At 72.6% G+C, this 18,110-nt stretch carries 10 protein-coding genes; 5 read left to right on the top strand and 5 right to left on the bottom strand.

Translation table 11 applies throughout. The annotated features are described in order from the left end of the window. The first annotated feature begins 112 nt into the window (after nt 1–112). The gene (secA, locus tag IE118_RS33275) at nt 113–2,959 is read left to right on the top strand and encodes a preprotein translocase subunit SecA (RefSeq protein ID WP_189561834.1); all 2,847 of its coding nucleotides are present in this window, start codon (nt 113–115) and stop codon (nt 2,957–2,959) included. A gap of 89 nt (nt 2,960–3,048) precedes the next feature. Here secA and IE118_RS33270 read toward each other — a convergent pair whose 3' ends face one another. After that, the gene (locus tag IE118_RS33270) at nt 3,049–3,420 is read right to left on the bottom strand and encodes an Rv3235 family protein (RefSeq protein WP_373298432.1); all 372 of its coding nucleotides are present in this window, start codon (nt 3,418–3,420) and stop codon (nt 3,049–3,051) included. Nucleotides 3,421–4,293: 873 nt separating this feature from the next. Between IE118_RS33270 and IE118_RS33265 the strand changes: the two genes are divergently transcribed. From IE118_RS33265 to IE118_RS33250, 4 genes are all read left to right on the top strand, one after another. Beyond that, nucleotides 4,294–4,800, top strand: coding sequence for a DUF6912 family protein (locus IE118_RS33265; protein ID WP_189561833.1), 507 nt, complete (start codon nt 4,294–4,296; stop codon nt 4,798–4,800). Nucleotides 4,801–4,845: 45 nt separating this feature from the next. Continuing rightward, nucleotides 4,846–5,523, top strand: a complete 678-nt coding sequence (locus IE118_RS33260) for an HAD family hydrolase (RefSeq protein WP_189561832.1) — start codon at nt 4,846–4,848, stop codon at nt 5,521–5,523. A 543-nt stretch (nt 5,524–6,066) separates the two neighbouring features. Then, complete coding sequence (locus IE118_RS33255; protein WP_189561831.1) at nt 6,067–11,019, top strand: NAD-glutamate dehydrogenase; 4,953 nt, start codon at nt 6,067–6,069, stop codon at nt 11,017–11,019. A 154-nt stretch (nt 11,020–11,173) separates the two neighbouring features. Continuing rightward, nucleotides 11,174–12,697, top strand: a complete 1,524-nt coding sequence (locus tag IE118_RS33250) for a hypothetical protein (RefSeq protein ID WP_189561830.1) — start codon at nt 11,174–11,176, stop codon at nt 12,695–12,697. 25 nt (nt 12,698–12,722) lie between these two features. Here the strand turns inward: IE118_RS33250 and IE118_RS33245 are convergent, their stop codons facing one another. From IE118_RS33245 to IE118_RS33230, 4 genes are all read right to left on the bottom strand, one after another. After that, complete coding sequence (locus IE118_RS33245; RefSeq protein WP_189561829.1) at nt 12,723–14,381, bottom strand: glycosyltransferase family 2 protein; 1,659 nt, start codon at nt 14,379–14,381, stop codon at nt 12,723–12,725. Next, nucleotides 14,378–16,576, bottom strand: coding sequence for a CDP-glycerol glycerophosphotransferase family protein (locus IE118_RS33240; protein ID WP_189561828.1), 2,199 nt, complete (start codon nt 16,574–16,576; stop codon nt 14,378–14,380). Before IE118_RS33240 ends, IE118_RS33245 begins: the two co-directional genes overlap by 4 nt. 139 nt (nt 16,577–16,715) lie before the next feature. Continuing rightward, nucleotides 16,716–17,585 carry an ABC transporter ATP-binding protein gene (locus tag IE118_RS33235; protein ID WP_189561827.1) on the bottom strand — a complete coding sequence of 290 codons (870 nt, stop codon included), beginning with the start codon at nt 17,583–17,585 and terminating at the stop codon, nt 16,716–16,718. Further along, the coding region (locus IE118_RS33230) for an ABC transporter permease (protein WP_189561826.1) at nt 17,578–18,110 on the bottom strand (533 nt) is incomplete at its 5' end. The genes IE118_RS33230 and IE118_RS33235, both read right to left, overlap by 8 nt.

The raw sequence follows: 18,110 nt of genomic DNA, 5'->3' as shown, positions 1-18,110 counted from the left end.
CCCCGCGGCAGGCCTCCCGGCGTGGCGGGGTCCTCGCATACGATGGCCGTTGCTCAGTCAGTGAAATGGAAACCGACCGTCCCAGGCCCGACCGGCAAGGAGACCAACCCCCGTGTCCGTCCTCTCGAAGATCATGCGTGCAGGCGAAGGCAAGATCCTGCGCAAGCTGCACCGCATCGCGGACCAGGTCAACTCCATCGAAGAGGACTTCGAAGGCCTCTCCGACGCCGAGCTGCGGGCCCTCACCGATGAGTACAAGCAGCGTTACGCCGACGGTGAGAGCCTGGACGACCTGCTGCCCGAAGCCTTCGCCACCGTCCGCGAGGCCGCCAAGCGCGTGCTGGGCCAGCGACACTACGACGTCCAGATCATGGGCGGCGCCGCGCTCCACATGGGCTACGTGGCCGAGATGAAGACCGGTGAGGGCAAGACCCTCGTCGGCACCCTGCCCGCGTACCTGAACGCCCTGTCCGGTGAGGGCGTCCACATCATCACGGTCAACGACTACCTGGCCGAGCGCGACTCCGAGATGATGGGCCGCGTCCACAAGTTCCTGGGTCTGAACGTCGGCTGCATCCTCGCCAACATGACGCCGGCCCAGCGCCGCGAGCAGTACGCGTGCGACATCACCTACGGCACGAACAACGAGTTCGGCTTCGACTACCTGCGCGACAACATGGCGTGGTCGAAGGAGGAGCTCGTCCAGCGCGGCCACAACTTCGCCATCGTCGACGAGGTCGACTCGATCCTCATCGACGAGGCCCGTACGCCGCTGATCATCTCCGGTCCGGCCGACCAGGCCACCAAGTGGTACGGCGACTTCGCCAAGCTGGTCAAGCGCCTCAAGCGCGGCGAGCCCGGCAACCCGCTCAAGGGCATCGAGGAGACCGGCGACTACGAGGTCGACGAGAAGAAGCGCACCGTCGCCATCCACGAGTCCGGCGTGGCCAAGGTCGAGGACTGGCTCGGCATCGACAACCTGTACGAGTCGGTGAACACCCCGCTGGTGGGCTACCTGAACAACGCCATCAAGGCCAAGGAGCTCTTCAAGAAGGACAAGGACTACGTCATCATCGATGACGAAGTCATGATCGTCGACGAGCACACCGGCCGTATCCTCGCCGGCCGCCGGTACAACGAGGGAATGCACCAGGCCATCGAGGCCAAGGAAGCGGTGCCGATCAAGGACGAGAACCAGACGCTCGCCACGATCACGCTGCAGAACTTCTTCCGCCTCTACAAGCGCCACGACCACGACGGCAAGGAAGTCCCCGGTCTGTCCGGCATGACCGGTACGGCGATGACCGAGGCCGCCGAGTTCCACCAGATCTACAAGCTCGGTGTGGTGCCCATCCCCACCAACCGGCCGATGGTCCGCAAGGACCAGTCCGACCTCATCTACCGCACCGAGGTCGCCAAGTTCGAGGCGGTCGTCGACGACATCGAGGAGAAGCACCGCAAGGGGCAGCCGATCCTCGTCGGCACCACGTCGGTGGAGAAGTCCGAGTACCTCTCCCAGCAGCTCAGCAAGCGCGGCATCCAGCACGAGGTGCTGAACGCCAAGCACCACGAGCGGGAGGCGTCGATCGTCGCCCAGGCGGGCCGCAAGGGCAGCGTCACCGTGGCGACCAACATGGCCGGCCGCGGTACGGACATCAAGCTCGGCGGCAACCCCGAGGACCTCGCCGAGGCGGAGCTGCGCCAGCGCGGCCTCGACCCCGAGGAGCACATCGAGGAGTGGGCGCACGCCCTGCCCGAGGCGATGGCGCGCGCCGAGCAGGCCGTCAAGGCCGAGAAGGACGAGGTCGAGAAGATCGGCGGCCTGTACGTCCTGGGCACCGAGCGGCACGAGTCGCGGCGGATCGACAACCAGCTGCGCGGTCGTTCCGGCCGTCAGGGCGACCCCGGTGAGTCCCGCTTCTACCTCTCGCTCGGCGACGACCTGATGCGGCTGTTCAAGGCCCAGATGGTCGAGCGCGTGATGTCCATGGCGAACGTGCCGGACGACGTGCCGATCGAGAACAAGATGGTCACGCGCGCGATCGCGTCCGCCCAGTCGCAGGTCGAGACCCAGAACTTCGAGACGCGCAAGAACGTCCTGAAGTACGACGAGGTCATGAACCGCCAGCGCGAGGTCATCTACGGCGAGCGGCGCCGCGTGCTGGAGGGCGAGGACCTGCAGGAGCAGATCCAGCACTTCATGGACGACACCATCGACGCCTACGTCCAGGCGGAGACCGCCGAGGGCTTCCCCGAGGACTGGGACCTGGACCGGCTGTGGGGCGCCTTCAAGCAGCTCTACCCGGTGAGCCTCACCGTGGAGGAGATCGAGGAGGAGGCCGGGGACCGGGCCGGTCTGACGGCGGAGTTCATCTCCGAGTCGATCAAGGAAGACATCCGCGCCCAGTACGAGGCCCGCGAGGCGCAGCTCGGCTCCGAGATCATGCGTGAGCTGGAGCGCCGGGTCGTGCTGTCGGTCCTGGACCGCAAGTGGCGCGAGCACCTCTACGAGATGGACTACCTCCAGGAGGGCATCGGCCTGCGCGCGATGGCGCAGAAGGACCCGCTGGTGGAGTACCAGCGCGAGGGCTTCGACATGTTCAGCGCCATGATGGACGGGATCAAGGAGGAGTCCGTCGGCTATCTGTTCAACCTGGAGGTCCAGGTCGAGCAGCAGGTCGAGGAGGTCCCGGTCGAGGACGTCAAGCCGGTGGCCGACCTGGAGAAGCAGGAGGCGGTGCCCGCGCAGGCGGGGCCCCGCCCGGAGATCCGCGCCAAGGGGCTCGACGCCCCGCAGCGGCGGAACCTGCACTTCTCGGCGCCCACGGTGGACGGCGAGGGCGGCACGGTCGAGGGTGACTTCGCCACCGACGACGAGCCGGTGCGCTCCGAGGCGGACGGCCTGACGCGCGCGGAGCGCCGCAAGCAGGCGCGGGGCGGGCGTCGCCGCAAGAAGTGAGCGGTGGCCGCTCCGGTGACGGAGCGGCCGTGAGCGGGCCGAGGGCCGGGCACCCCAGGGTGCCCGGCCCTCGGGCGTGCCGGGGGTGTTCAGCGGGTGCCGGCGCGCCGGGGGCGGGGGCCGCCCAGCTCCACGGCGGTGCAGCGCCAGCGCAGGTCGCGGCCCCGTTCCAGGCGGAAGGCCATGGCGCGCAGCCTGTCCCCGGCACCGATCCGGGCGAACGCCTCGATGGCGCCCTCCCGGGGCTCGAACCAGCCGATGTCGCGTACGACGGGCCGGGCGCCCCGGGTGCGGAGCGGTCCGCGCTCGGCGAGCCGGATGAGTTCGTCGTAGGCCTGGCCCGCGGTGTGCCGCAGCATCGCGTGCACGGGGCGCTGGCCGCTCAGGACGGCGAGGAGCAGCTCGGCGAAGCGGTCGGTGGGCCGGAGCGGGGGAGCGGGCCGCTGGACGGGTTGGCTCACGGGCCGGCCCGCGGACCCGTCGGTGGCGCGCGGGACGACGAGCGGGGCGCGGCCCGGTGCCGGTGCGGTCCGGCTGCCCCGGCCCGGGGCGGCCGGGGAGGCGGGCCGCCGCCCGCGGGCCGCGCGGCCCGCCGGACGGTTGTCCGCGGGCCGCCGTGACGGACCGGCGGCGCCCGGCCCGCGACCGCCGGGGGAGGGCGCGGGTGCGGTCGCGAGGGTGGGCGTGCGGGGCGGGGCGGTTCCGGTGGGCGACGGACGTTCCCCGCCGGCGCCCGCGGCCTGCCCGCTGCCGGCCGCGTGGGGCCGCGACGGGCGCGCGCCGGTGGCCGGGGCGGGGCGAGCCGTGAACGCCTCCGCCATGGAGCCCTGTGACGTGGACGCCTCCGCCATGGAGCCCTGTGACGTGGACGCCTCCGACATGGGGGCCTGTGGCGGGGCGGTGAGCGGAGTGGGCCGGGCGGGGCGGGCTGCGGCGACGGGCGGGGGGAGCGGGTGCGCCGGGCGGCCGCCGGGAGCGGGCGGTAGGGGGGCGGGGTGCCGGTGCCTGGTCATGACCTTGTTCAAGGGGTCCCCGTTCGATGGGCCCGGACCCGGCGGGAAGCCGGGCATACCGGGCGGTAACTTCCGGTCGGGGATCTTGTACGGGGTGGAGGAGGGCGGTGGCAAGGCGGCGGGGGCGGGCCGGAGAGGCGTCGGGATTCACCGGTCCGGGTGACCGGAGCGCCGTCGGACCAGTGCCCGGGCGGGCGTACCGGGTGACGTCCGGGGCCGGGCGTTGACGTGTCCGGGGGTACGGGCAGAACTCGATAGGACGCACCGGGACGTATCCTGAAGGGCCTCGCGGACCCCCGGATCACACGAAAGCGGCCCACCATGCGCGTCTACGTCCCCCTGACCCTCCCCGGGCTCGCCGAGGCGCACAGGACGGGGCAGCTGGGCGACGGACCGGTCCTCGCCCACGCCGTGACGCCCGCGCTGCGCGCGTGGTACGCCTCCGACGACCTGGAGGAGCTGGAGTACGCCGCGCTGAGCGGCGCCGCGCTGGCCTCCCTCCGGCTGCTGGCGGCGGACGCCGACGCGCCGCGCCGCCGGGTCGTCGTCGCCGTCGACGTGCCGGACGACGCGGCCCGGCCCGGGCCCGACAGCGGGCCCGACGCCGCCGTGCCCGGCGAGGTGCGGGTCGCCGGTCCCCTGCGGCTGGCGAAGGCCGCCGCGGTGCACGCGGACGCGGCGGACGCGGAGACGGACGTGGCGGCCGCCGCGCGGGCGCTGCCCGCGGCGGACGGCGGCGACGACGCGGCGCAGGGGACCGTGGACGCGGCCGAGGACCACGAGCTGCTCTGGTACGCCACCCAGGAGATCCCCCACCTGATCGGCTGACCTGCGGGTCTGCCGAAGACGGGCGGCGCCCGGTACGTTGCTGGGATGGGTACGCACACGGACGCGCACATCGTCTGGGACTGGAACGGCACGCTGTTCCACGACGTCGACGCGGTCATCGGGGCGACGAACGCGGCGTTCGCCGAGCTGGGCCTGGAACCCCTCACGCTGGAGCGGTACCGGGAGCTGTACTGCGTGCCGGTGCCGAAGTTCTACGAGCGGCTCATGGGGCGGCTGCCGACCGAGGCGGAGTGGGAGCTGATGGACGGCACCTTCCACCGCCACTACACGGAGCACCGGCTGCGGTGCGGGCTCGCCGAGGGCGCCGTGGAACTGCTCGCGGGATGGGCCGGGGCCGGCCGCAGCCAGTCGATCCTCAGCATGTACGGGCACGAGGACCTGGTCCCGCTGGTGCGGGGCTTCGGGATCGAGGCGCACTTCGTACGGGTCGACGGGCGGACCGGGCCGTCCGGGGGCAGCAAGGCGGAGCACATGGTGCGTCACCTCGGCGCGCTCACCGGGGTCGACCCGGCGCGCACGGTGGTGATCGGCGACGCGGCCGACGACGCGCTGGCCGCGCGGCACGCGGGGGCCCGCGCCGTGCTGTACACCGGCGGCTCCCACGGACGGGCGAGCCTGGAGGCCGCGGGAGCGGGGATCCCGGTCGTGGACACCCTCCGGGAGGCGGTCACGGAGGCGGAACGCCTGGCAGCGGCGGCCTGAGCTGCCTGGCCGCCCGCTGCGGCCGCCCGTCCCTCCCCGACCGCCCGCGGCCGCCCGGCCTCCCCGCCGCGAGGGGTGCCCGTCGCCCCGGGGCGCGCGGTGGTGCGCGCATGATGACGCGGGCGGAAAAGGCACTGTGCAGAACGTCAAAGTTCAGGGCCCGCTTTTGTACACATACGGCTCATGACGGGGGCCCTGTGGGGAGCGATAGCCTGGGTGGCGTGATCAGCGCGATAGCTCGCGGGGACCTCTGCGTCCCTGCTGTGCGCCCGGCGTGCACGGACGACATCCGTGACCGGGTGGCGGTCGCTGGTCTTCGCGGGCGGCCCGGGACGCGGCGCACCCTTGGGGGGCAGGCGTCACCGAGAGCAGAGTCACACTCGCCGAGTGCATCGAATTCGGCCGAGAAGCCCCCGCTCCTCCCATCTCGCGGCATAGCGTCGGCACAGACCGGACACCCCGTGTCGTACCACCGCACCACGAGGTCGGAGACCGTACTTCCTTCTACGTCACGCAACGGCGCGCGACAGGAGCCAGAGGACCATGCAGACCAAGCTGGACGAAGCCAAGGCCGAGCTGCTCGACAGGGCCGCCCGGGTAGCTGAGAACAGCCCGGCCGGGGGGAAACTGCCGACTGGGACGACGGACAAGGGCATGCCCGACCGGGACACCGTGCTCGAGTTCCTCCAGCGCTACTACCTGCACACCGCCCCGGAGGACCTGACCGACCGTGACCCGGTCGACGTCTTCGGAGCCGCCTTCTCGCACTTCCGGCTCGCCGAGAGCCGCCCGCAGGGCACCGCCAACGTCCGGGTCCACACCCCGACCGTCGAGGAGAACGGCTGGACCTGCAGCCACTCCGTCGTCGAGGTGGTCACCGACGACATGCCCTTCCTCGTCGACTCCGTCACCAACGAGCTGACCCGCCAGGGCCGCGGCATCCACGTCGTGATCCACCCGCAGATCGTGGTCCGCCGTGACGTGACCGGCAAGCTGATCGAGGTGCTCACCACCCCGGTCGGCGGCGACCTCCCCCAGGACACGCGCGACCTGCCGCACGACGCGCACGTCGAGTCGTGGATCCACGTGGAGATCGACCGCGAGACCGACCGCGGCGACCTCAAGCAGATCACCGTCGACCTGCTGCGGGTGCTGTCCGACGTCCGTGAGGCCGTCGAGGACTGGGGCAAGATGCGCCAGGCTGCGATCGCGCTGGCCGGGACGCTCTCCGAGGAGCCCGTCCCCGCCGACCTGCCCGCGCCGCAGGTCGAGGAGGCCCGCGAACTGCTGCGCTGGCTCGCCGACGACCACTTCACCTTCCTCGGCTACCGCGAGTACGAACTGCGCGAGGACGACTCGCTGGCCGCCGTCCCCGGCACCGGCCTCGGCATCCTGCGTTCCGACCCGCACCACGCGGAGGACGAGAGCCACCCGGTCAGCCCGTCCTTCGAGCGGCTGCCCGCCGACGCGCGGGCCAAGGCGCGCGAGCACAAGGTGCTGGTGCTGACCAAGGCCAACAGCCGGGCCACCGTGCACCGGCCGTCGTACCTGGACTACATCGGCGTCAAGAAGTTCGACGCGGACGGCAACGTCGTCGGCGAGCGGCGCTTCCTCGGACTGTTCTCGTCCGCCGCCTACACCGAGTCCGTGCGGCGGGTGCCGGTGATCCGCCGCAAGGTCGAGGAGGTCCTGGAGCGGGCCGGTTTCTCCCCGCACAGCCACGACGGGCGCGACCTGCTCCAGATCCTGGAGACCTACCCGCGCGACGAGCTGTTCCAGACCCCGGCCGACGAGCTCCAGGCCATCGTCACCTCGGTGCTCTACCTGCAGGAGCGCCGCCGGCTGCGGCTCTACCTGCGCCAGGACGAGTACGGCCGCTACTACTCCGCCCTCGTCTACCTGCCGCGCGACCGCTACACCACCGGCGTGCGCCTCAGGATCATCGACATCCTCAAGGAGGAGCTCGGCGGCATCAGCGTCGACTTCACCGCCTGGAACACCGAATCGGTCCTCTCCCGGCTGCACTTCGTGGTGCGCGTCCCGCAGGGCACCGAACTGCCGCAGCTGTCCGACGCCGACAAGGAGCGCATCGAGGCCCGGCTGGTCGAGGCCGCCCGCTCCTGGGCCGACGGCTTCGCCGAGGCGCTGAACGCCGAGTTCGGCGAGGAGCGCGCCGCCGAGCTGCTGCGCCGCTACTCCGGGGCGTTCCCCGAGGGCTACAAGGCCGACCACTCCCCGCGCAGCGCGGTCGCCGACCTGGCCAGGGTCGAGCAGCTCGACGAGGAGCGCAACTTCGAGCTCAGCCTGTACGAGCCGGTCGGCGCCGCCCCCGAGGAGCGCCGCTTCAAGATCTACCGCAAGGGCGAGGCCGTCTCCCTGTCCGCGGTGCTGCCCGTGCTCCAGCGGCTCGGCGTCGAGGTCGTCGACGAGCGGCCGTACGAGCTGCGCTGCGCGGACCGGAGCGTCGCCTGGATCTACGACTTCGGCCTGCGCATGCCCAAGGCCCCCGGCGGCGGGCTGGACTACCTGGGCGACGACGCCCGTGAGCGGTTCCAGGAGGCCTTCTCGGCGACCTGGACCGGACAGGCGGAGAACGACGGCTTCAACGCCCTCGTGCTGAGCGCCGGGCTGACCTGGCGTCAGGCCATGGTGCTGCGGGCGTACGCCAAGTACCTGCGCCAGGCGAACTCCACCTTCAGCCAGGACTACATGGAGGACACCCTCCGCCACAACGTCCACACCACCCGGCTGCTCGTCTCCCTGTTCGAGGCGCGGATGTCGCCGGACCGGCAGCGCGCCGGGTACGAACTGGTGGACGCCCTGCTGGAGGAGCTCGACGCCGCCCTCGACCAGGTCGCCTCGCTGGACGAGGACCGCATCCTGCGGTCGTTCCTCACCGTCATCAAGGCGACGCTGCGCACCAACTTCTTCCAGGAGGCGAGCGGCGGCGTGCCGCACGACTACGTCTCCATGAAGTTCGACCCGACGGCCATCCCCGACCTGCCCGCGCCCCGCCCGGCGTTCGAGATCTGGGTGTACTCGCCGCGCGTCGAGGGCGTGCACCTGCGCTTCGGCAAGGTCGCGCGCGGTGGCCTGCGCTGGTCGGACCGCCGCGAGGACTTCCGCACGGAGATCCTCGGCCTGGTCAAGGCGCAGATGGTGAAGAACACCGTCATCGTGCCGGTCGGCGCCAAGGGCGGCTTCGTCGCCAAGCAGCTGCCCGACCCGAACGCCGACCGGGACGCCTGGATGGCGGAGGGCATCGCCAGCTACCGGACGTTCATCTCCGCGCTGCTCGACATCACCGACAACATGGTGGCCGGCGAGGTCGTGCACCCCGCGGACGTCGTCCGGCACGACGAGGACGACACCTACCTCGTCGTCGCCGCCGACAAGGGCACCGCGAAGTTCTCCGACATCGCCAACGAGGTCGCCGAGTCCTACAACTTCTGGCTCGGCGACGCCTTCGCCTCCGGCGGTTCGGCCGGCTACGACCACAAGGGCATGGGCATCACCGCCCGCGGCGCCTGGGAGTCCGTCAAGCGGCACTTCCGGGAGCTGGGCACGGACACCCAGACCCAGGACTTCACGGTCGTCGGCATCGGTGACATGTCCGGTGACGTGTTCGGCAACGGCATGCTGCTCAGCGAGCACATCCGCCTGGTCGCCGCCTTCGACCACCGGCACATCTTCATCGACCCCAGCCCCGACGCGGCCGTCTCCTACGCCGAGCGCCGCCGCCTGTTCGAGCTGCCGCGCAGCTCCTGGGCCGACTACGACACCGGGCTGCTGTCGCCCGGCGGCGGGATCTTCCCGCGCAGCGCCAAGTCCGTCCCGGTCAACGCGCACATCCGCGAGGTCCTCGGCATCGACCCCGGCGTCACCAAGATGACCCCGGCCGACCTGATGAAGGCGATCCTCACGGCGCCGGTGGACCTGCTGTGGAACGGCGGCATCGGGACGTACGTCAAGGCGTCCACGGAGTCCAACGCCGACGTCGGCGACAAGGGCAACGACGCCATCCGCGTCGACGGCAGGGACCTGCGGGTCGCCGTCGTCGGCGAGGGCGGCAACCTGGGCATGACCCAGCTCGGCCGGATCGAGTTCGCGCTGCACGGCGGCCGGCTCAACAGCGACGCGATCGACAACAGCGCCGGTGTGGACACCTCCGACCACGAGGTGAACATCAAGATCCTGCTGAACGGTCTGGTCAAGGACGGCGACATGACCGTCAAGCAGCGCAACAAGCTGCTCGCGGAGATGACCGACGAGGTCGGCGCCATGGTGCTGCGCACCAACTACGCGCAGAACACGGCCATCGCCAACGCCCTGGCCCAGTCGAAGGACATGATCCACGCGCAGCAGCGCTTCCTGAAGCACCTGGTGCGCGAAGGACATCTGGACCGGGCGCTGGAGTTCCTGCCCACCGACCGGCAGATCCGCGAGCGGCTCTCCTCCGGGCAGGGCCTGACCGGGCCGGAGACGGCGGTCCTGCTGGCGTACACGAAGATCACGGTCGCCGATGAGCTGCTGCACACCTCGCTGCCCGACGACCCGTACCTGCGGGTGCTGCTGCACGCCTACTTCCCGGCGGCCCTGCGCGAGCAGTTCGCCGAGCACATCGACAGCCATCCGCTGCGCCGTGAGATCACCACCACGGTGCTGGTCAACGACACGGTCAACACCGGTGGCACCACGTACCTGCACCGGATGCGCGAGGAGACGGGGGCGTCCCTGGAGGAGATCGTCCGGGCGCAGACCGCGGCCCGCGCCATCTTCCGCTCCTCGGTGGTGTGGGACGGGGTCGAGGCGCTCGACAACAAGGTCGACGCGGAGGTGCAGACCCGCATCCGGCTGCACTCGCGCCGCCTGGTGGAGCGCGGTACGCGCTGGCTGCTCAACAACCGCCCGCAGCCGCTGGAGCTGGCGGAGACGGTGGAGTTCTTCGCCGAGCGCGTCGAGCAGGTCTGGGCGGAGCTGCCGAAGCTGCTGCGCGGCGCGGACCTCGACTGGTACCAGAAGATCTACGACGAGCTGACCGGCGCCGGGGTCCCGGACGAGCTCGCCACCCGGGTGGCGGGCTTCTCCTCAGCCTTCCCGACCCTCGACATCGTGTCGGTGGCCGACCGGACGGGCAAGGAGCCGCTGGACGTCGCCGAGGTGTACTACGACCTCGGTGACCGGCTGCGCATCACCCAGCTGATGGACCGCATCATCGAGCTGCCGCGCGCCGACCGCTGGCAGTCCATGGCCCGCGCGGCGATCCGCGAGGACCTGTACGCGGCGCACGCGGCGGTGACCGCGGACGTGCTGGCGGTGGGCGACGGCTCGTCGACGCCGCAGCAGCGCTTCGAGGTGTGGGAGCGGGAGAACGCGGCGCTGCTGGGCCGGGCGCGCGTCACCCTGGAGGAGATCCACGGGTCCGACGCGTTCGACCTCGCCAACCTGTCGGTGGCGATGCGGACGATGCGCACGCTGCTGCGGTCGCACTCGTAGGCGACGCACGGCGCAGGCGCGGGCGCACGTCGCAGGGCGTGGCGAGGGGCGTTCCGGACCGTCGGGTCCGGGGCGCCCCTCGCCCGTGTGGTGCCTTAGGTGGGCATCGGCGGCGAACCGGTGGGTACCGGGCGTTACGGGCAATGGCTCCCCTGTGACTGTGCGATCCTCGTCGTCCTGCGCGTCCGGGAGGACCGGTGCGTCCCGTGCCCCGTCCGCTTCGTCGGCCGCCGGCCGGGCCGCGGCCTCCCTCCTCGCCGGACTGGTCCTCGTGCTGCTGGGCCTGGCCGTCGTCCGCCTGCCGTGGGCCGGTGACCTGGGGATGCACGCCGCGACCCTGCAGCGGCTGCGGCACAGCCTGCTCGACCCGGGCAACCCGCTGGTCGACGCGGACACGCCGAGCCCGTACTACTCGCCGTGGATGGTGCTGCTCGGGGGTCTCGCCCGGGTGACGGGCCTGGAGGTGTTCACCGTGCTGCGCCTGGCCGCCGCGGCCGGGCTGGTGCTGCTGGTGACGGGCGTGTGGCGGTACGTGCGGACGCTGAGCGGGCACCCGGCCGCCCCCGCGCTCGCCCTGCTGAGCCTGCTGCTGCTGTGGGGCACCACCCCGTTCCTGTGGAGCGGCTTCCTGGGGCTCCACTCCCTCGCGCTGACGGTGGCGTATCCGAGCACCTTCACCCTCGGGCTCGCCTTCCACTTCTGGGCTTCGCTGACGGGCGCCCTGCGGGCGGCGGCCGGCTGGGGGGTGTGGACCGGGCTGGGGGTGCTGTGGGCGGTGATCCTGCTCTGCCACCAGTTCTCGGGGGTCGTGGCCACGGCCAGCGCGGTCGCCACGGTGGTCGCGGTACGGGCCGCCCGGGCGGTGTGGCCGCGGACGGCCGTCGCGCTCGCGGTGGGTGCGGTGGTGCTGTGGGTCTGGCCGTACTACGACTTCTTCGCGCTGTCCGGGGCGGCGGGGGACGCGCTGGAGCCGGTGCACCGACGGCTGTACGACCAGGTCGCCGCGCGGTACGGGCTGGTGCTGCCCGGGGTGGCCGCGCTGGTCGCGCGGTGGCTGCGGGACCGCAGGGATCCGCTGGTGGCGTTCTTCCTCCTGGGCGTGGCGATCGTCGGGGCGGGGTGGGTGAGCGGGCACTACTCGTGGGGGCGGGCGCTGCCCGCGGTGGTCGTCCCGGCGCAGCTCGCCCTCGCCCTGGCGGTGGTCGGGGCGGGGCGGCGGTGGGTGCGGGCCGGGTGGGCGGTCGTGCTCGGCGGGGCGCTGCTGGCCGGCGGGTGGGCGCAGTCGGGGGCGCTGGGTTACGTGGTGCCGCGTGACGCCCTGCCGGGGGTCGCGGCGGACCGGTACCGGGCGCCGTGGACGGGACTCCACTGGATCACGCCGTGGGTGCGGTACGGCGACGTGGTGATGGCCCGGGGGCGGACGGCGCGGCAGATCCCGGCGTACGGGGGGTACACGGTCGCGCCCGGCTACCCGGACTTCTTCCTGCCGGACGAGGAGCGGCGGGTGGCGGCGACGGAGGTGTACTTCGGGGCGCGGACCCCGGAGGCCGTGCGGCGGGGGGTGGAGCGGGAGTACGGGGTGCGGTGGGTGGTGGACGGCGGGGGGCTGGTCGGTGACCCGGGGCTTCGGGTGGTGGCCCGGGGGCCGGAGGGGCGGGTGTTGTACGCGGTGAGGTAGGCGGCCTCTTGGGGAGCGGGGGCTGTCAGCGCAGGGCGCTCGCCACCAGGCGGGCCGCGCGGCGTACGCGGGGGGTGGCCAGGGGGCGGAGGGTGGCGGTGAGGCCGGCCGGGGCCCAGCGGAGCTGGAGGCGGCCCGGGGTGTGCCCCTCCGGCTCGACGGTGACCCGGTGCGGGGCCGCGCCGGAGTGGTAGGGGACGCGGGCCGTGAAGGCCGGGAAGTCGAGCGGGGCCAGCAGCAGGCCCCGGTTGCCCTGGCCGCCGCAGGTGAGGTGCACCAGCGGGTGGCGCACGCCCGCGAAGCCGCTCAGCGGGAGGCGTGCCGCCGCCGGGTCGAGCCGTACCCGGCCCTCGAAGACCCCGGGACGGACCGGGGAGAGGCGGAAGGGGACGGAGAGGCGGCGCCGGCCCGGCGAGACGACGAGGCTCGCGCGCTGGGGGCCGACCGGGAGGCGCAGGGCCGGGTCGTACGTGCGCACGGTCAGGTCGGCGCACGCGCCGGGGCCGCGGGTGAGCTCCGTGATCTCGTGCCGGAACTGGGCGCCGAAGAACGGCCGGGTGTCGAGCTCCAGGTCCGTGAGGTCCAGTTCGCGGCGGGCCCCGACGGAATCGGGGACGCGGTCGCCCCAGTAGGTGCGGCCGTCCGCGTCGGTGGTCAGCCGCCGGGGGGCGACGGAGTGGCCGAGGCCGCGGGCGGCGAGCCGGGCCTCGGGCAGCCGGCGGTCGCGGATCAGCTGGAGCACCACCCGCTCGGCCCGCGGGAGCCGGGCGTACGCGCCCGGGGACAGGCTGTCCAGGTACGGGCCGACCAGGTCCGCGAAGGAGGCGAGCCACTCCTCGTCCCGGTAGGGCAGGTCACCGGCGTACATCCGGAAGTCGTGCTTGAGGAACTTGTGGTCCTTGTCCTCGCGCAGCGCCTCGTGCCCGCTCCGCACCAGGAACGTGTCGATGAGCCGCTGCACGTGGACGCGGTCGGCGACGTTGGTGAGCAGGTGCCGCTGGTTGGAGATGGACGCCGCGTCGGAACCCGCGTACGGGGCGATGTACCAGTGGTACACCGGCTCGGGGACGATGGTGAACCGTTTCGCCAGGCAGTACGCCTGCGCCGAGAAGAGCTGGTCCTCGTAGTGGATGCCCTCGGGGAAGCGCAGGTCGTGCCGGTCGAGGAAGGCGCGGGCGTACATCTTGCTCGTCGACAGGTGCTCGAAGAACAGCCGCGGGTCGTCCCCGATGCCGTCCAGGGTGCGGCGCTCGGCCACGAGGTGCGGCATCCAGGTGGAGCGGCGGCCGGTGTCCACCCGGATCCGCCGTACCGCGCCCATCGCGAAGTCGATCTCGCGTTCGCGGTGCGCGGCGAGCAGCGCGGCGACCGCGCCCGGCGGGAGTTCGTCGTCGGAGTCGAGGAACATCAGGTACGGGGCGCGCGCGATCTCCAGGGCGCGGTTGCGCGGCGCGCTGCACCCGCCGCTGTTCTCCGGCAGGCGCAGAGAGCGCACGCGCGGGTCGGCCGCGGCCAGTTCCCGCGCCACCCGGGGGGTGTCGTCCGTGGAGTGGTCGTCGCTGATGACGATCTCCAGGTTGCGGTGGGTCTGGCGGCGTACGGACTCCACCGCGCGGGGGAGCCGTCCGGCGTCGTTGTGCACGATCACCGTGACGGTGACGTCGGGGGTGCGCGGGGTGCTCACGACGCGGTCGCCTCCTCGGGGGTGGGCGCGGGGGTGCGTTCCCCGACCGGCAGCACGGGCGGCAGCGACGCCTCGTCCTGGCCGAGGAAGACCCGGCGCACGACACGTTCGGCGGCGCGGCCGTCGTCGTACTCGCAGAACCGGCGTCGGAAGGCGGCCCTGGCCTTCGCGGCGCTCTCGTCGCGCCAGGCGTCACCGGTGAGGATGCCGGTGAGCTCCTCCTGGGTGCGGGCGACCGGGCCGGGCGCCTCGGCCATCAGGTCGAAGTAGACGCCGCGCGTGGTGCGGTACGTCTCCCAGTCGTCGGCGTGGACGACGATCGGGCGGTCCAGGTTGGCGTAGTCGAACATGATCGACGAGTAGTCGGTGACCAGGGCGTCCGCGGCCAGGCACAGCTCCTCGACCGGGTCGTAGGACGAGACGTCGACGACGCGGCCCGAGCGGCGCAGACCGGTCAGCGGGGAGACGCCGGCGTCGTAGAAGTAGTGGCCCCGCACCAGCAGCACGGTGTCCTCGCCGAGCCGGTCGGCGAGCGCGGCGAGGTCCAGGCGCGGCGTCCAGCCGGCCTCGTAGTCGCGGTGCGTGGGCGCGTACAGCACGGCCCGGCGGCCGGGCGTGATGCCGAGGCGCTCGCGGACCGCCCGCACGTCGCCGGCGCCGGCGGTGTAGAAGACGTCGTTGCGCGGATAGCCGTGGTCGAGCGAGACGAACCGGGACGGGTAGGCCCGTTCCCACATGCGGGTGGTGTGGCTGTTGCTGGAGACGCTGTAGTCCCACTTGTCGACGCGTTCGAGGAGCGCGTCGAAGTCCAGGCCCTGTGCGGCCGCGGGGAAGGGCATCTGGTCCAGGCCCATGCGCTTGAGCGGGGTGCCGTGGTGGGTCTGGACGTGCACGGCGTCGGGGCGTTTGACCACCGCGTTCGGGAAGTTGACGTTGTTGACGAGGTACTTCGCGGTGGCGAGCACCTCCCAGTAGCGGCGGGTGCCGGGGACGACGTGGTCGGTGCCGGGCGGGAGCAGGGCCGCGTTGCGCTCGGTCACCACCCACACGGGGTGGATGTGCGGGGCGAGTTCGGCGAGCTTCGCGGCGATCGCGGCGGGGTTGCAGGCGACGCCGCGGTTCCAGTAGGCGGCGAACACCGCGAGGTGCGGGTCGACGGGCCGGCGCAGGGCCGTGCGGTACTGGTGGTCCCGGACGCGGGCGGCGGCCTGGCGCCGTCCGGCGCGCACCGCGGAACGCACGGCGCGACGGGCCCGGTTGGCGGTCTGGAAGGCCCGGTACCTGGTGTAGGCGCCCTCTTCGAGCAGGGAGCGGCGGATGCCCTCCGGGCCGGCCGGACGCCGGTGGCCCTCGGGGCGGCGGCGCAGCGCGGCGAGGGAGGCGCGGTGGAAGAACTCCTCGGCCACGCCCTCGGGCATGCCGCCGCGGGCGAAGGTGCGCAGACAGTCCCGGACCATGATCTCGTAGAGCACGGTGTAGACGGCGGGGCGTTCGCGGGCGAGGTCGAGGAGGGCCTCGTAGCGGTCCACGAGGGCGAGGTGCTGCTCGGCGGTGACCGGGGGGAGGCTCGCGGGGCGCAGTCTGCGGTCCTCGTGGGCGATGTGCGGCAGGCAGGCGAGGCGGCCGGCGAGGAGCAGGGCGGCGAGGGCGGCGCGCGGCTCGTCGTCGGTGGTCAGCCGCTCCTCGTGGGCCCGCCAGAAGGCGGCGCGCAGGACGCGGGTGCCGAGCAGCGGCGTCAGCCGCAGCAGGTAGCCGCTGTCGTCGAGGGTGAGTTCGGTGCGGCCCGCGCGGGTGAGGAGGGGGCCGTCGGCCGAGGGCAGGCCGGAGCTGCGCCAGGTGCTGCGCAGGTGGTCCAGGAGCAGCACGTCGACGGTGTCGGGGAGCTCGGCGGCCCGTTCGGCGACCGTGCGCGGGCTGCCGGGCGGGAGACCGTCCTTGGCGCGGACGAAGTGCAGCCAGCGCCCGCCGGCCCGCGCGGCCCCCGCCGCCCGGGCCGCCGCGTCGGTGGTGCCGCCGGGCAGCGGCAGCACCTGGACGTGGGGGGCGTGCCGCTCCGCCGTCTCGCGCGCCCAGTCGCCGACGGCGGCGACGACGACTTCGACGTCGGGCAGGGGGTGCGCGGTGAGCGAGTCGAGGAGGCCGGTCAGGTGGTCCTGGGTGTTCGGCCCGTGGACGATGACGCTGAGCTCGGGCATCGCGGGGCTCCTTCGGCGGCTCGTCGCTCCGGACAGTCCTCTTCGGTCATATTGACACCAATATGACGAATTGGGTGCGGGGCGCGCGGGCGGGGGCCGGGAAGCCCCCTGCCGCACGGCCCGCGCCGGACCCCACCGCCTAGGAGGGCAACGGCACCTTCGCCGCCCGGTCCCCGGAGGCCGGCTTCGCGGCGGCCGCGGGCCTCGGCTTCGGCTTGGCGGCCTTGTCCCCGGTGAACGCCTCGTACTCCTTGAGCACCTCGTCGGTCGGCCCGTCCATGCGCAGCTCGCCGCGCTCCAGCCACAGCACGCGGTCGCAGGTGTCGCGGATGGACTTGTTGTTGTGGCTGACCAGGAAGACCGTCCCGGCGTGCTTGCGCAGCTCCCGGATGCGCGCCTCGGAACGCCTCTGGAAGGAACGGTCGCCGGTGGCCAGCGCCTCGTCGACGAGGAGGACGTCGTGGTCCTTGGCGGCGGCGATGGAGAAGCGCAGCCGGGCCCCCATGCCGGAGGAGTAGGTGCGCATCGGCAGGGTGATGAAGTCGCCCTTCTCGTTGATGCCGGAGAAGTCGACGATCTCCTGGTAGCGGGCCCTGATCTCCTCGCGCGACATGCCCATCGCCAGCCCGCCCAGGTGGACGTTGCGCTCACCCGTCAGGTCGCTCATCAGGGCCGCGTTGACGCCGAGCAGTGAGGGCTGGCCGTCGGTGTAGATGCGGCCGTTCTCCACCGGGAGCAGGCCGGCGACGGCCTTGAGCAGGGTGGACTTGCCGGAGCCGTTGGTGCCGATCAGGCCGATCGCCTCGCCGCGGTAGGCGACGAAGGACACGTCGCGCACGGCGTGCACCCGGCGCACGCCGGAGGCCTTCTCGGCCCGCTCGCGGCGCAGGATGCGGTTGAGGGCTGCGGTGGCGGAGCCGCGTCCGGCGCCGGTCCCGTTGACCCGGTAGACGATGTCGACGCCGTCGGCGATGACGGTGGGGACCTTCTCGGCGGTGCTGTCAGCCACGGCCGTACCTCTCCTCGGACTTCCAGAAGTAGACGAAGCCGACCACGCCGGCCAGCAGGGCCCAGCCCACCGCGAACGCCCAGATGTGCGGGGGCAGGTACGAGGAGTCGTAGGCGTCGATCATCGCGAAGCGGATCAGGTCCATGTAGACCGCGGCCGGGTTCCACTGGAGCACGTCGGCGAGCCAGACGGGGACGTCCTTGTCGTGCAGCATCGCCGGGATGCTGAACATCACGCCCGAGGCGTACATCCACGTCCGCAGCACGAACGGCATCAGCTGCGCCAGGTCCGGCGTGCTGCTGCCCATCCGGGCGAAGATCAGCGCCAGCCCGGTGTTGAACACGAACTGCAGCGCCAGCGCCGGCACCACCAGCAGCCAGGCGAGGCTGGGCAGGCTTCCGAAGGACACCACCACGATGACGAGCACGACCATCGAGAACATCAGCTGCTGGAGCTGCTGGAGTGCGAAGGAGATCGGCAGCGAGGCCCGCGGGAAGTGCAGGGCCCGCACCAGGCCCAGGTTGC

This window comes from Streptomyces pilosus, from assembly GCF_014649835.1.
Classification (GTDB): Bacteria; Actinomycetota; Actinomycetes; order Streptomycetales; family Streptomycetaceae; genus Streptomyces; species Streptomyces pilosus.
Note: the sequence above shows the minus strand (reverse complement) of the source record. Positions and strands in the feature narration are given on the sequence as shown.

What these genes read in the sequence shown, in the direction of transcription:
- IE118_RS33240 (WP_189561828.1), bottom strand. Translation starts at nt 16,576, where the DNA reads ATGCCCGAGCTCAGCGTCATCGTCCACGGGCCGAACACCCAGGACCAC.
- IE118_RS33265 (WP_189561833.1), top strand. Translation starts at nt 4,294, where the DNA reads ATGCGCGTCTACGTCCCCCTGACCCTCCCCGGGCTCGCCGAGGCGCAC.
- IE118_RS33260 (WP_189561832.1), top strand. Translation starts at nt 4,846, where the DNA reads ATGGGTACGCACACGGACGCGCACATCGTCTGGGACTGGAACGGCACG.
- IE118_RS33255 (WP_189561831.1), top strand. Translation starts at nt 6,067, where the DNA reads ATGCAGACCAAGCTGGACGAAGCCAAGGCCGAGCTGCTCGACAGGGCC.